Origin of the sequence: Haloactinomyces albus (assembly GCF_031458135.1) — a bacterium.
GTDB lineage: Bacteria > Actinomycetota > Actinomycetes > Mycobacteriales > Pseudonocardiaceae > Haloactinomyces > Haloactinomyces albus.
The window spans coordinates 1,186,619-1,200,960 of the sequence record NZ_JAVDXW010000001.1; the positions used below are offsets into that span (position 1 = coordinate 1,186,619).

Here is a 14,342-nt window from a genome sequence, read left to right on the forward strand (position 1 = left end):
ATTGTCGGTGCTCCCGAACGCCTGCCTGCGTCTTGCGGCCCGGGCGTCTTGCGGTTCGGGCGCCGTGGCCCCGATGACGTCCTTCGAGATTTTCCGCCGTTTTCCCGCGAGGCAACCATGTCCTCAGCACAGCCGGGGAAGATACGGTCTTGCTCATGGGCGACGAACTCGTGCACCGCACCGTGGCAGGCGGCGTGGCCACCATCACGCTGGACTCACCGCACAACCGCAACGCGCTGTCCAAGCAGTTGCGCGGGGAATTGAACGATGCGCTGGCCGCAGCGCTCGACGACGACTCGGTACGGGTGCTCGTGCTGGATCACACCGGTCCGGTGTTCTGTGCGGGTATGGATCTCAAGGAGTCGCGCTCCGGCAGCGCCGACGAACAGGGCATCAACGAACTCCCCGCGATCCTCGAACGGCTCTGGACCAGCCCCAAGCCGGTGGTGACCAAGCTGGCGGGCCCGGCCCGGGCGGGTGGTATCGGACTGGTGGCAGCCTGCGACGTCGCCGTGGCGGTGGACTCCGCCACGTTCGCCTTCACCGAGGTGCGCATCGGCGTGGTGCCTGCCGTGATCTCGACCACCGTCCTCCCCCGGTTGCATGCGCGGCAAGCGCACGAACTGTTCCTGACCGGCGAAACCTTCGAGGCCACACGCGCGGTCTCGATCGGCTTGGTGAACTCCGCGGTCCCCGCCGAGCAACTCGATGCCGAAACCACCCGCTACACCGACATGCTGGCTTTGGGCGGCCCGACGGCGCTGGCCGCAACCAAGGAGATGCTGCGCCAGTCCCGCCCCGCCACCATGAGCGAGGACTTCGCCGACATGCTCGCGCTGTCGGCCAAGCACTTCGCAGGCGAGGAGGGCCAGGAAGGCATCCGCGCCTTCGCCGAGAAGCGCAAGCCCTCATGGGTGCCGCAGCAGGAGTGACAGCGTCCGTCTGAAGTCGGATTCAGTCGCGGGTGATCACGGCGGAGAAGTCGCGGTCGGAAACCGTATCGTCCGCGGCATCGCGCAGGACCGCGCCGATCCCCCGATAGGTCTTCGGGTCATGAGCGGCCAGCACCTGCGAATCCGACCAGATCAGCACATGTTCGCCCTCGGACAGCCAGGACAGGTCGGTCAGGCAGTCGTACAGGGCGTCCAGGTTGCGGCCGGCCCACTCGGGAAAGGACAGCGCGGCGGCGATGCCGCACAGCGCCGTGCGCTTGTTGACCAGTTCCGTACCGTCCAGCACGTGGGGGATGGCCCCACGGCTCCATGCCTCCTCGGCGGCCTGTTGAACGGTCACCGCCGCGGAAAGCCGCTCCGGCTCATCCGCCACCGGCTCTTTCCGCGCGCGTTTTTTCCTGAATTCTGTCGCGAACATGGCACATCAACCATCAACATCGATGATGAACGAACTCGGAGTGGACTGCTGGACTGCTGCTGAGGAGGTGACCGTACCCCTCGGACGAGCCGGAGCACCATCCCCGGCCTCGCGGGCGAACCATCCGATGATCACCAGCAGGATCATCCCCACGAGGGCGATCGTGATGCGTTTGCGCGAGCTCATCTCGCCCTGCTCCAGCCCGGACAGTGGACCGGGCCGCAGCGGCGAACGTCATCGAACACCGTGGTCACCTGCCACGGTTCCGCCTGTCGTCCGGCTCTCGTCGGGACGTTCCCGCCTGCCCGGCGGGGGTTCCGCGTCACGCACTCCGGTCACCTTCGCCGACACTTCGTCGACGCCCCGGTCGATCACCCATGCCACGCTCCAGCACAGCGGTAGCAGCACCACCAGCATCAACGTGGCCAACAGCGGATAGGGCAGCTGCACGAGCCACAACTCGAAGCCGTCCCACCATGCGACCAGCCATTCCATCACGAGGCGACAGCGTACGCCTGGTTCCGAGCGGGCGTGTGCCGCCCGGCCCTACTCCGGTGCACGACCACGCCGGCTCGCGGTGAACGGTTCCGCGCGAAGCAATAAAAATGCAGTTTCGCGCGAAACCGTAAAAACCACCGGTGTCAGCTCGTGCCGCCGGAGCGCTCCCGGATGGAGTTGATGACGGCACCGAAGTCGTAGCCGCCGCCGCCCTCGTCGTTGAACCGCTGGTAAACCTCGGTGGCGAGGCGTCCGATTTCCGTATCGGTGCCGCTCTGCTCCGCCGCCGACACCGCGAGCTTGAGGTCCTTGAGCATCAGCGCCGCCGCGAAACCCGGCTCGTAGTCGTGATTGGCCCGGCTGGTCTCCACCATGTCCGGTACGGGACAGTTCGTGGTCAGCGACCAGCACTGGCCGGTGGAGACCGACGCGACGTCGTAGAGAGCTCGATTCGACAATCCCAACTTCTCGCCGAGCACGAACGCCTCGCCCACCGCGATCATGGAGGCACCGAGGATGAGGTTGTTGCACATCTTCGTGACCTGACCGTTGCCCGCGCCACCGCAGTGGATGACCTTGCGGGCCATCGGCTCCAGGATGGGCTCGGCACGCCGGTAGGCCTCCTCGGCGGCACCCACCATGAACGTCAGGGTTCCCGCCTCCGCACCGGCCGTTCCCCCCGATACCGGAGCGTCGACGGAACCGAACCCGGCGTTCGCGGCGAGCTCGTGCGCCTTCCTGGCATCGGCGACATCGACCGTGGAGGAATCGATCAGCAACGTGCCCGGTGAGACCGCGCCGACAATGTCGCCGTAGCAGTCCAGCAGATGCTGCCCACCGGGCAACATCGTGATCACCGCATCGACCCCGCCGACGGCCTCGGTCACGGAGTCGACCGCCGTGACACCGTGGTCGGCGGCGGCCTGCGACGCCTCCGGTGCGAGGTCGAACCCTTTCACCGTGTGACCGGCCTTGACCAGGTTCGTCGACATCGGACCGCCCATGTGTCCCAAGCCGATGAATCCGATGGCAGCCATGCTCACTTCCCTTCCTCGAGAGCCGAAATTCCCTGCTCGGCCGACCGGCACGCTCAGCCGGACAGGCCGAGCTCACCGGTTGCCGGCGTCTCGAAGAACTCGGCGACGAACGTGTCATCGACCTCTTCGAGACGTTCCGGGGACCACGCCGGATTGCGGTCCTTGTCCACCAGCGTCGCCCGCACACCCTCGACGAAATCGCCGATCCGCACACACGCCAGCGACACGCGGAACTCCTCGTCGAGCGCCTGCTCCAGCGAGTGCAGTCCGGCAGCCGACCGCAGCGAACGCAGCGTGACCTTCAACGATGTCGGTGATTTCGTCTCGATGGCGTCGGCGGCCGAGTGAGCGGCCTCTTCCGAGCGCTGCCGGAGCCGTTGCACGATCTCCTCGACCGTGTCCGCCGAGTACGCGGCATCGATCCACGTCCGGGCGGCCTCCAGCGGGGACTCGGGAGCCTTCTCGGCGTATTTCTCCAGAGCCGTGTCGACCGCGCCGGTGGACAGCGCGGTGATCAGCTCGTCCAGGTTGTCGCCTGCGACGTAGTGATCGGCCAGCCCGCAGTACAGGGCGTCACCCGCACCCACCGGCTCTCCGGTCAACGCCATGTGCGTACCGAGTTCACCGGGAGTGCGGGAGAGCAGGTATGTCCCTCCGACGTCGGGGAAGAAGCCGATACCGGTCTCGGGCATTCCGACCTTGGAGCGTTCGGTGACCACCCGGTGCGAACCGTGCGCGGAGATACCGACACCGCCACCCATGCAGATGCCGTCCATGATGCCCACGACCGGCTTGGGATAGCGGGCCAGCATCGCGTTCATCCGGTATTCCTCGGCCCAGAAACTTCTCGGCAGCGCCTCGTCCCCGGCCTTGGCCGCATCGTAGAGAGTGCGGATGTCGCCACCCGCGCACAGGCCTCGTTCCCCCGCACCCTCGATCAGCACCGCCTGGATCCGCTCGTCGTGGCGCCACTGCTCCAGCGCCGCCGTGATCGAGCGGACCATGCCCAGCGTCAACGAGTTGAGCGCTTTCGGGCGGTTGAGGGTGAGGCGCCCCAATGCGCCCTGCTCGGTGAACAGGACCTCCTGGTCCGGGGTGGCTTCCGACGTCATGATTGTTGCTCCAGCAGTCCACGGGAAATGATCAAACGCATGATCTCGTTGGTTCCTTCGAGGATTTGATGCACCCGCAAGTCGCGGACGATCTTCTCCAAGCCGTACTCGGCAAGGTATCCGTATCCACCGTGGATCTGAAGGGCCTCGTTGGCCACCGCGAACCCGTTATCGGTGGCCATCCGCTTGGCCATCGCACACAATCGGGTCGCCTCCGGAGTCTTGGCGTCCAGCGCCGACGCCGCCCGCCACAGCAGCATCCTGGCCGCCTCCAGCTCGGTGGCCATATCGGCGAGTTTGAACTGCAACGCTTGGAACTCGCCGATGTGCACGCCGAACGCCGTGCGCTCACGCACATAGCCGAGGCTCTTGTCCAGAGCCGTCTGCGCTCCGCCGAGGGAGCAGGCACCGATACTGAGCCTGCCGCCGTCCAGCCCGGCCATCGCGATCTTGAACCCGATGCCCTCCTCACCGAGCCGGTCGGCCACCGGTACCCGCACGTCGGAGAACACGACCTGGCGAGTGGGCTGGGCGTTCCAACCCATCTTGTGCTCGTCCGGACCGAACGAGATTCCCTCGCTCTCGCCGTCGATGACAAGGGTGGAGATGCCCTTGGCCCCCGACTGCCCGGTGCGGACCATCACCACGTACACCCCCGAGCTCCCGGCCCCGGAAATGAACTGCTTGACACCGTTGACGATGTAGTGATCTCCGTCCCGCACGGCGCGGGTTTGCAGCGCACCCGCGTCGGACCCGGCCTCGGGCTCGGTGAGGCAGTAACTACCGAGCCGTTCCATCGAGCACAACGACGGGAGCCACCGCTGCCGTTGCTCGTCGTCGCCGTAGGCGTCGATCATCCAGGCGACCATGTTGTGGATGGAGATGTAGGCGGCGATCGTCGGACAACCGGTCGCCAGCGCCTCGAAGATCAGTGCGGAGTCGAATCGGCTCAGTCCGCTGCCGCCGAATCGTTCGTCGATGTAGACGCCACCGATGCCGAGTTCGCCCGCCTCGCGCAGCACGTCCACGGGAAAGTGCTTGTCCTGATCCCACTGGACGGCATGGGGTGCGATGCGCTCTGCGGCGAACTCACGTGCGGTGTCCCGGATCGCCAGCTGGTCCTCGTTCAGCGAGAACGGTGACGCCGGTGGGGCTTCCGATCTCGCTGCCGTTGGCGCGGCCACGGTTCCTCCTTTACCGGTTGGTGTCCCGGTGTTGCGGTCGCGATGGGACCGGCCCGGTCGGGGCCGTCAGTCCATCGTGGGGATGCTGAAGCTGGCGCCTTCCTTACGGCCGGAGGGCCAGCGCGAGGTGACCGTCTTGGTCTGGGTGTAGAAGCGGATGGAGTCCGGCCCGTGCTGGTTGAGGTCTCCGAATCCGGAGCGCTTCCATCCACCGAAGGTGTGGTAGGCGATCGGCACCGGGATCGGCACGTTGATCCCGACCATGCCGGTGTCGACCCGTCCGGCGAATTCCCGCGCGGTGTCGCCGTCGCGGGTGAAGATCGCGACGCCGTTGCCGTACTCGTGTTCGCTGGGCAGACGCAGCGCCTCCTCGTAGTCGGCGGCGCGCACCACCGAGAGCACGGGGCCGAAAATCTCCTCCTGGTAGATCCGCATGTCCGGGGTGACGTGGTCGAACAGCGAACCGCCCATGAAGAAACCGTCCTCGTGCCCCTCCTTGCGGTATCCGCGGCCGTCGACGAGGAGCTCGGCGCCTTCTTCGACACCGACACCGATGTAGTCGGTGACCTTCTGGTGCGCTTCCCGGGTGACCAGCGGACCGAAATCGGCGGACTCGTCGAAGCTGGTGCCGATCCTGAGCTGCTCGACGCGCTCGGTGAGCTTGTCCACCAGCGCGTTCGCGGTGGGTTCACCAACGGGCACGGCCACGGAGATCGCCATGCAGCGCTCACCCGCCGAGCCATAACCCGCACCGATCAGCGCGTCGACCGCCCCGTCGAGGTCGGCGTCGGGCATGATGATCATGTGGTTCTTCGCGCCACCGAAGCACTGCGCGCGCTTCCCGTGCGCGGCGGCGGTGGAGTAGATGTACTCGGCGATATCCGAGGAGCCGACGAAGCCGACCGCATCGATGTCCGGATCGGTCAGTACCGCGTCGACGGCGGTCTTGTCGCCGTTGACGACGTTGAGCACTCCCGGGGGCAGTCCGGCCTCGATGAACAATTCGGCCAGCCGCAGCGGCACGGAGGGGTCCCGCTCCGAAGGCTTGAGCACGAAGGAGTTCCCGCAGGCGATGGCCGGTGCGGCCTGCCACAGCGGGATCATGGCCGGGAAGTTGAACGGCGTGATCCCCGCCGCGACACCGAGCGGCTGACGCATCGAGTAGACGTCGATGCCGGTACCCGCCCCCTCGCTGTACTCACCCTTGAGCAGGTGCGGGATCCCGGCGGCGAACTCCACGACCTCGAGACCGCGCTGCACATCGCCCTTGGCATCCGGGACCGTCTTGCCGTGTTCGGAGGCCAGCAGGCGGGCCAGCGAGTCCATCTCGTCCTGGCACAGCTGCAGGAACTTCATCAGGACACGGGCGCGCTTCTGCGGATTCTGCGCGGCCCATTCGCGCTGCGCCTCGGCCGCGTTGGCGGTGGCGGCGCGGACCTCCTCGACCGAGGCCAGTGGCACGCGGGACTGCACGCGGCCGGTGTTCGGATCGAACACGTCGCCATAGGCACCCGACGTGCCTGCCACACGCTTGCCACCGATGAAGTGCTCCAACTCGTTGGCCATACCGCAACGCACCCTTCGCCGAGACCACTCGTACGGTTCCCGAGGACAAATCTAGGAACTCAAACTTTTGGGCTTCCTATTATTCACCGATTCCACTGCCACGCAACAGGATGACCTACATCACAGTGGTGCACAGGGCCTTCGGGAGCGGATCTCGGCGCCCGGCAAGCCCCGGATCTTCTCGTGGTGTTGACTGGGGGCGTGGACGTCGGCATCGCACCCTTCGATCTCGGCGCGCGGCTGTGGGACACCGCCACGCTTGCCCAGGACGCCATGGCCGCGGCCCAGCAGCCCCATTGGGGACTGACCGCGCGGCATTTCGGCGGACTCACCGAACTACCCGGCCTGCTCACCCTGGCCGCCCACCGGCAGGGCCGGTTGTTCGGCGTTCTTGTCGGCTTCCCCACCGCGAGCCGTGACTGGTGGCCGAACCAGGTACGTCCGGCGTTGGCGGCGGCGGAGAATCTGCACTGGCTCGACGACGCCTTCGAACTCGCCGAGCTGCACGTTCACCCGGACGTGCAGGGATGTGGCCTGGGATCGGCCCTGCTCAACGAAGCCGTGCGTCGGATCGACCAGGGTCGGATCGTGCTCAGTACCGGTGCCGTCGGGAACCTGCAGGCCCGCAATTTCTACCGGCGGCACGGCTTCCGGACACTCACGGCCCCGTTCCAGTGGCAGGGGATGCCGCTGCGTGTCTTCGTGCTCGGTCGCGAACTCACCGACCGTTGAGCGCCGGAACGACATGCTCGGCCAGCTTGTCCGGCAGATCGGACAAGCCACCGGCAATGTGCTCGGCAAGATCCCTGCGCCCCTGCGCGCGGAACGCGAAGTAGTCGGCCACGGTGACGCCGTGTTCGGGACTCGACAACACCTCCACACGGTCGCGGGCACGGATTTCACCCTGCTCCTCGACCGCGAGGTAGGCACCGGGGCGGCCGCGTGCCGTGAAGCGTTTGACGAGGTCGGGAATGTCCCAGAAACCTGCGAACACCCTGCACGGGATGCGCGGGCCGGTCACGCGGAGAACCGCGGTGCCGATTCGCCACCGCTGTCCGATCACCGCCCGGCTCGAGTCGCAGCCGGACAGGGTCAGGTTCTCCCCGGCGTTGCCCGATGCGAGTTCCTTGCCGAGCTCAGTGGACCAGGAGCGTAGATCCTCGACGTCGAAGGCGTACAACGCCTGGTGCCTGCCACCGTGGTGATCGGCATCGGCCACCGTGTCACCACGGGCACCGGAGCCGTCGTCTCCGTGCGCTCCGGTCCCATCGAGAAGCAACGGACCATCCACCGGACGCTTGTCGATGCCGGTTCTGCCGACACGCCCGGTCCAGTCGCCGGTCCGAACCATCGCGACGTTCACGGATTCCACGTAGCCCACGGCCACAACCTACTAGCGATCAACCAGGGGAAGTGAACTGCCCACACTCGCTCTCGGGCCCACCGAGGTGGTCTACAACTCGGGTTGATGCGCTAGCATCTTGGCCCTGGCTGCAGCTCACGGCGGACGCCTGGTCACCTTCGACCACTCGCTCCCGCTCCCCGCCGTACACGGCGCCACCGACGACCACCTCACGGTCCTGTAGGAGGAAAGCCGAGCGCGGCGAAGGCACGCTCCCGCAGCACCAGGTATTGCTCACTCGCTCGCTTCGGGCGTCACTCGGGCGTCGACGATTTCGCCGCCAGGCCTTCGTGGTCCGGCGGAGGTACTCGGCCGACGTGGGAGACTGGAGGTCATGGGCGACGAGCACGAACAGGAAACCGAATCCGGGCGAACACGAGCTCCGGCTGGTGTGCGCCGGGACCGGGACGAGGAGGGACGAGCCCGCAACGCCCGGCCGCGGGACGGACTCGGCAGACCGTTGCCGCACGGGGCCACGGGTGTGGAGCGCCAGCCCGAGGGAGTGTCGCGCACACCCGAGCAGGCACTGACGGAAGCTCAGCAGCTGCTGGACGACGGCAAACCCTTCCACGCCCACGAGGTGCTCGAGGATGCCTGGAAGGAGACCTCCGACCCGGACGAGCGGGCACTGTGGCGCGGCATGGCGCAACTGGCTGTCGGGATCACCCACGCCGCGCGCGGAAACACCAAGGGCGCCCAGTCCCTGCTGCGGCGGGGTGCCGACAACATCCGCCCCCACTCGAGCGCTCCGCCGCACGGCATCGCCGTCGCAGGGCTGGTCGACTGGGCGGAAGCCCTCGCCGACGAGCTGGACTTCCGCACCGACACCCCTGCTGCCGAGGCCATCGCACCTCGCCTGTCTCGCTGACTGTCCTCGCCGAGCCGACCGGGCGGGCCAAGTAGCCGAGTAGCCGAGTTCGGCGACACACGGACACGAAAAAGTGGGCGGGATCCCGGCGCCGGGAATCCCGCCCACTCGCACCATCGCGATCAAACACACCCCGCCACAGGGCCGCTGGTGCGTCTCGGGTGAGCGCCCTCGCAGGAGAACAGGGCGCTCACGGTCTTGCGGTGCCTCAGAACTGGGCGGCCTCGGTCGAGCCGGCCAGCGCGGTGGTGGACGATTCCGGGTTCACCGCGGTGCTGATGTGATCGAAGTAGCCGGTGCCGGCCTCGCGCTGGTGCTTGGTCGCGGTGTAGCCATCCTTCTCGGCGGCGAACTCGCGGTCCTGCAGGTCGACGTAGGCCGTCATGTCCTCGGAGGCGTAGCCCTTGGCCAGGTCGAACATGCTGTAGTTCAGCGCGTGGAAGCCGGCCAGGGTGATGAACTGGAACTTGTAACCCATCTGGCCGAGCTCGCGCTGGAACTTGGCGATGGTGCTGTCGTCCAGGTTCTTGCGCCAGTTGAACGACGGCGAGCAGTTGTAGGCCAACATCTGGTCCGGGTACTCGGCCTTGATGGCCTCGGCGAACCTGCGGGCCTCGTCGAGATCCGGTGTGGAGGTCTCCATCCAGATCAGGTCGGAGTGGGGAGCGTAGGCCAGACCGCGCTCGATGCACGGCTCGATGCCGTTGTTGACCCGGTAGAAGCCCTCGCTGGTGCGCTCACCGGTGACGAACTTCTGGTCGCGCTCGTCGATGTCGCTGGTCAGCAGCGTGGCGGCCTGCGCGTCGGTCCGGGCGATGATCAGTGACGGCACGCCCGCGACGTCGGCGGCCAGGCGCGCGGAGTTGAGGGTCTTGACGTGCTGGCCGGTGGGGATGAGCACCTTGCCGCCCAGGTGACCGCACTTCTTCTCCGAGGCGAGCTGGTCCTCCCAGTGCACACCGGCGGCACCCGCCTGGATCATGCCCTTCATCAGCTCGTAGGCGTTGAGCACGCCGCCGAAGCCTGCCTCGGCGTCGGCCACGATCGGGGCCAGCCAGTGCCGGTCCTCGCTTTCGACCTCGGTGCCCTCGGCATCCAGTGCCTCGGCCCAGGCGACCTGGTCGGCGCGCTTGAGGGCGTTGTTGATGCGCCGCACGACCTGCGGGACGGAGTTGGCCGGGTACAGGCTCTGGTCCGGGTAGGTCTCGCCTGCCAGATTGGCGTCGGCGGCCACCTGCCAGCCGGACAGGTAGATCGCCTGGAGACCCGCGCGCACCTGCTGGACGGCCTGGTTCCCGGTCAGCGCACCGAGAGCGTGGATGTAGTCGTTGTCGTGCAGCAGGTTCCAGAGCCGCTCGGCCCCCTGGCGCGCCAGGGTCTGCTCCTCCTGCACCGAGCCACGGAGGCGGACGACGTCACCGGCGGAGTAGGTGCGCTCGACGCCCTTCCAGCGTGGGTCGGTGTCCCACTCACGCTGGAGGTCGTTGGCGGCCTGAAGGGCCTGCTCGCGAGTGCCAGGCTGGGAGCTCATGGTGTTCACCTTTCGATCGCGCTTGCGGCCTGTTGGGACCCAGTCTTGCCCCCACGCCAGAGGTTGACGAGAAGAAAACGGGGAGAAATTTATGGTTTCTTTCGATAGGATGAAGCTCATGCAGGACTTCACCGAAGAAGAAGACCGTAATTTTTCTAGCGATCAAGACCTGTTGGTCTTTGGTCAGCGGTTGCGCCACTTGCGTCGTTCTGCCGGATTGACCCTTGTCGAGCTGGGAGAACGCGTCGGACGGGCGCCCTCGCAGCTCTCCCTGCTGGAGAACGGTCACCGCGAGCCCAAGCTGTCCCTGCTGCGCTCACTGGCCGAGGCACTCGGCAGCTCGGTCGACGAGCTGATGTCCAAGAAAGCGCCGAACCGGCGCGCCGAACTGGAGATCGCCGTGGAGCAGGCCCAGCTCGATCCGCTGTACCAGCAGCTGGACGTGCCGCCGCTGAAGATCGGCAAGCGAGTCCCCACCGAGGCGCTCGAACACGTTCTCGCCCTCTACGAGGAGCTGCGGCGACGTGAGACCAAGCAGGTTGCCACTCCGGAAGAGGCCAGGCAGGCCAATGCCGAACTGCGCAGCACCATGCGCAAGCACGGCAACTACTTCCCCGAGATCGAGAAGGCCGCCTCGGACATCCTCGACCGCGTCGGCTACCAGGGTGGCCCGCTGTCCGAGGGCGTCATCCAATCCATCGCCACTCACCTGGGTTACGGTCTGCGCTTCGTCACCGACCTCCCCCGTTCGGTGCGCTCGGTGACCGACCTGCGTCACCAGCGGATCTTTCTGCGCAGGGAGTCGCTGGGCATGCACAGCCCCCGCACCATCCTGCTGCAGACCCTCGGGCACCTCACGCTCGGCCATCGCCAGCCGCGCGACTTCGCCGACTTCCTGCGTCAGCGCGTCGAGGCCAACTACTTCGCCGCAGCCGTCCTCGTTCCCGAGCGTGCGGCGGTGAGCTACCTGCAAAAGGCCAAGGCCGATCGGGACCTCGCCGTCGAGGACCTGCGTGACGTGTTCTCGGTGTCCTACGAGATGGCCGCGCACCGCTTCACCAACCTCGCCACCGAGTACCTGGACCTGGTCTGCCACTTCGTGCGCAATGACGAGACCGGCATCATCTACAAGGCCTACGAGAACGACGGGCTGGTGTTTCCGAGCGATCCCACCGGCGCCATCGAGGGGCAGCGGATGTGCCGCCACTGGGCAGGACGACAGGTCTTCGCCTCCGCCGACCGGTACTCGACGCACTACCAGTACACCGACAAGCCGGGCGCCACCCACTGGTGCGTGGCCCACGTCGACCCCAGCCGCGGCAAGGACTTCGCCATCACCCTCGGCGTGCCCTACACCGAGTCACGCTGGTTCCGGGGACGCGACACCACGAACCACTCGAAGTCCGGCTGCCCGAGCGGCGAATGCTGCCAGCGCCCACCCGCCGAGCTGGCCAACCGCTGGCAGGGCATGGTCTGGCCGTCGGCCCGGGCGCATTCGCACGTGTTGTCGGCCCTGCCCTCGGACACCTTCCCCGGCGTCGACGAGGCCGACGTCTACGCCTTCCTGGAGGCCCACCAGGGGTGAGGCCCACTCCTTCGCGGGGCACGGTCACCGGAGCAGTTCGCGGGCGCACCGCTCAGCACCACGCCAGGGAGCTGGGCGGTGCCCCGCAGGCGATGGGCGACCACGGGACAACGAGGTCCCGGGCGCACGGCCGGCTACTTCTTGCCCTTGGCGGACTTGTCGTCCTTGCCTGCCTCCTCGGTGGACAACGCGGCGACGAAGGCCTCCTGCGGGACCTCGACCCGCCCGACGGTCTTCATCTTCTTCTTGCCTTCCTTCTGCTTCTCCAGCAGCTTGCGCTTACGGCTGATGTCACCGCCGTAGCACTTGGCAAGCACGTCCTTGCGCATCGCCCGCACCGTCTCGCGGGCGATGATGCGTGACCCCACAGCGGCCTGAATCGGCACCTCGAACTGCTGGCGCGGGATGAGTTCGTGCAGCTTGCCCGCCATCTTCGTGCCGTAGGCGTAGGCGTCGTCCTTGTGCACGATCGCACTGAAGGCGTCCACCGCCTCCCCTTGCAGCAGGATGTCCACCTTGACGAGGTCGGAGTTCTGCGTACCCGACTCCTCGTAATCCATCGAGGCGTAGCCGCGCGTACGCGACTTGAGGTGGTCGAAGAAGTCGAACACGATCTCGCCCAGCGGCATCGTGTAGCGCAGCTCGACCCGGCTCTCCGAGAGGTAGTCCATCCCGTCCATCCGCCCGCGCCTGCTCTGGCACAGCTCCATGATCGCGCCCACGAACTCCGACGGTGCGATGACCGTGCACTTGGCGATCGGTTCACGAATCTCGCGGACTTTGCCCTCCGGCCAGTCCGAGGGGTTGGTGACCTCCACGTCGGTGCCGTCCTCCAGCGTCACGCCGTAGACGACGTTGGGGGCGGTGGAGATCAGGTTCAGTCCGAACTCGCGCTCCAGCCGCGCCCGGGTGATCTCCAGATGCAGCAGGCCGAGGAAACCGCAGCGGAAACCGAAGCCGAGAGCACCCGAGGTCTCCGGCTCGTAGGTCAGCGCGGCATCGTTGAGCTGCAGCTTCTGCAGGGCGTCGCGCAGCACCGGGTAATCCGAGCCGTCCATCGGATACAGGCCCGAGTACACCATCGGCACCGGATCGCGATACCCGCCCAACGGCTGTTCGGCGCCCTTCTTCTCGAAGGTGACGGTGTCACCGACGCGTGACTGGCGGACGTCCTTCACACCGGTGATGAGGTAGCCCACCTCGCCGACCCCGAGCCCCTTGGAGGCCTTCTGATCGGGCGAGATGATGCCGACCTCCAGTAGTTCGTGAGTCGCCCCGGTCGACATCATCCGAATCCGCTCACGAGGGGTGATCCTGCCGTCGACCACTCGGATGTAGGTCACCACGCCCCGGTAGGTGTCGTAGACGGAATCGAAGATCATCGCACGGGCCGGGGCGTCGGCATCGCCCTGCGGCGCAGGCACGCTCAGCACCACCGCATCCAGCACCTCGGAGACGCCCTCGCCGCTCTTGGCCGAGACCCGCAGCACGTCGGACTCGGAGCACCCGATGATGTGGGCGAGTTCGGCGGCATAACGATCCGGCTCGGCAGCGGGCAGGTCGATCTTGTTCAGGACCGGGATGATCTCCAGCTCGTGTTCCATCGCCAGGTACAGATTCGCCAGCGTTTGCGCCTCGATACCCTGCGCCGCATCGACCAGCAGGATCGCACCCTCACAGGCGGCCAACGACCGGCTCACCTCGTAGGTGAAGTCGACGTGGCCGGGAGTGTCGATGAGATGCAGTACATGGTCCTCGCCATTGACCTGCCACGGCAGCCGCACGTTCTGGGACTTGATCGTGATGCCGCGCTCGCGTTCGAGATCCATCCGGTCGAGGTACTGGTCGCGGTACGCGCGCTCGCCCAGCACCCCGGTCAGCTGCAACACCCGGTCGGCCAGCGTCGACTTGCCGTGGTCGATGTGGGCGATGATGCAGAAGTTCCGGATGCGCTCCGGAGACGTGAAGGTGGTATCCGCGAACGTGCTCACTGAGTTTCCTCGCACAGATGTCGACTCTCGTACGGGCAGGGACCCCTCCATCGTCCCACGTGTCCGGGACTGCTCTGTGTCCAAGTCGGGAACGGGCACCGATGACGGTCGTATTCGCCGTTTGTCACTTCGCGCCACCCCGCTGAGAGGGCCATGCTGCGGACACGTCGGTACGACCTCGCTCCGGCGGGTGTTTC

Annotated in this window: 14 protein-coding genes; 4 read left to right on the top strand and 10 right to left on the bottom strand. The window is 66.8% G+C overall.

Annotation, left to right across the window (positions count from 1 at the left end):
• Positions 1-155: 155 nt before the first annotated feature.
• On the top strand, positions 156-932 hold the full coding sequence (locus JOF55_RS05485; RefSeq protein WP_310270498.1) for an enoyl-CoA hydratase-related protein: 777 nt from the start codon (positions 156-158) through the stop codon (positions 930-932).
• 22 nt (positions 933-954) lie between these two features.
• Here JOF55_RS05485 and JOF55_RS05490 read toward each other — a convergent pair whose 3' ends face one another.
• The 7 genes from JOF55_RS05490 to JOF55_RS05520 form a co-directional block, all read right to left on the bottom strand.
• Positions 955-1,326 (bottom strand): barstar family protein, encoded by a 372-nt coding sequence (locus JOF55_RS05490; RefSeq protein ID WP_310270501.1) that lies wholly within the window; start codon positions 1,324-1,326, stop codon positions 955-957.
• A 51-nt stretch (positions 1,327-1,377) separates the two neighbouring features.
• A complete protein-coding gene (locus JOF55_RS05495) occupies positions 1,378-1,557 on the bottom strand; it encodes a hypothetical protein (RefSeq protein ID WP_310270503.1) in 180 nt (59 codons plus the stop codon).
• 48 nt (positions 1,558-1,605) lie between these two features.
• Entirely contained in the window at positions 1,606-1,866 is a 261-nt protein-coding gene (locus JOF55_RS05500; RefSeq protein ID WP_310270506.1) for a hypothetical protein, read from the bottom strand.
• 146 nt (positions 1,867-2,012) lie between these two features.
• Positions 2,013-2,906, bottom strand: coding sequence for a 3-hydroxyisobutyrate dehydrogenase (gene mmsB, locus JOF55_RS05505; RefSeq protein ID WP_310278294.1), 894 nt, complete (start codon positions 2,904-2,906; stop codon positions 2,013-2,015).
• 53 nt (positions 2,907-2,959) lie between these two features.
• Positions 2,960-4,018, bottom strand: coding sequence for an enoyl-CoA hydratase/isomerase family protein (locus JOF55_RS05510; protein WP_310270509.1), 1,059 nt, complete (start codon positions 4,016-4,018; stop codon positions 2,960-2,962).
• On the bottom strand, positions 4,015-5,202 hold the full coding sequence (locus JOF55_RS05515) for an acyl-CoA dehydrogenase family protein (protein WP_310270512.1): 1,188 nt from the start codon (positions 5,200-5,202) through the stop codon (positions 4,015-4,017). Before JOF55_RS05515 ends, JOF55_RS05510 begins: the two co-directional genes overlap by 4 nt.
• 66 nt (positions 5,203-5,268) lie before the next feature.
• Positions 5,269-6,768, bottom strand: coding sequence for a CoA-acylating methylmalonate-semialdehyde dehydrogenase (locus JOF55_RS05520; protein WP_310270515.1), 1,500 nt, complete (start codon positions 6,766-6,768; stop codon positions 5,269-5,271).
• Positions 6,769-6,951: 183 nt separating this feature from the next.
• Here JOF55_RS05520 and JOF55_RS05525 point away from each other — a divergent pair, with 183 nt between their 5' ends.
• Complete coding sequence (locus JOF55_RS05525) at positions 6,952-7,500, top strand: GNAT family N-acetyltransferase (RefSeq protein ID WP_310270518.1); 549 nt, start codon at positions 6,952-6,954, stop codon at positions 7,498-7,500.
• Here JOF55_RS05525 and JOF55_RS05530 read toward each other — a convergent pair.
• Positions 7,487-8,149, bottom strand: coding sequence for an MOSC domain-containing protein (locus tag JOF55_RS05530; RefSeq protein ID WP_310270521.1), 663 nt, complete (start codon positions 8,147-8,149; stop codon positions 7,487-7,489). The genes JOF55_RS05525 and JOF55_RS05530 overlap by 14 nt on opposite strands.
• A gap of 355 nt (positions 8,150-8,504) precedes the next feature.
• On the opposite strand from JOF55_RS05530, the gene JOF55_RS05535 reads away from it, so the two are divergent.
• Complete coding sequence (locus JOF55_RS05535; protein ID WP_310270524.1) at positions 8,505-9,038, top strand: DUF309 domain-containing protein; 534 nt, start codon at positions 8,505-8,507, stop codon at positions 9,036-9,038.
• Between the two features lie 208 nt (positions 9,039-9,246).
• Here JOF55_RS05535 and aceA read toward each other — a convergent pair whose 3' ends face one another.
• Entirely contained in the window at positions 9,247-10,569 is a 1,323-nt protein-coding gene (gene aceA, locus JOF55_RS05540; RefSeq protein WP_310270526.1) for an isocitrate lyase, read from the bottom strand.
• A 118-nt stretch (positions 10,570-10,687) separates the two neighbouring features.
• Here aceA and JOF55_RS05545 point away from each other — a divergent pair, with 118 nt between their 5' ends.
• Positions 10,688-12,154: a helix-turn-helix domain-containing protein gene (locus JOF55_RS05545; RefSeq protein WP_374727402.1), complete on the top strand. Its 1,467-nt coding sequence runs from the start codon at positions 10,688-10,690 to the stop codon at positions 12,152-12,154.
• A gap of 134 nt (positions 12,155-12,288) precedes the next feature.
• Here JOF55_RS05545 and lepA read toward each other — a convergent pair whose 3' ends face one another.
• Positions 12,289-14,196, bottom strand: coding sequence for a translation elongation factor 4 (lepA, locus tag JOF55_RS05550; protein ID WP_374727233.1), 1,908 nt, complete (start codon positions 14,194-14,196; stop codon positions 12,289-12,291).
• Positions 14,197-14,342: the final 146 nt, after the last annotated feature.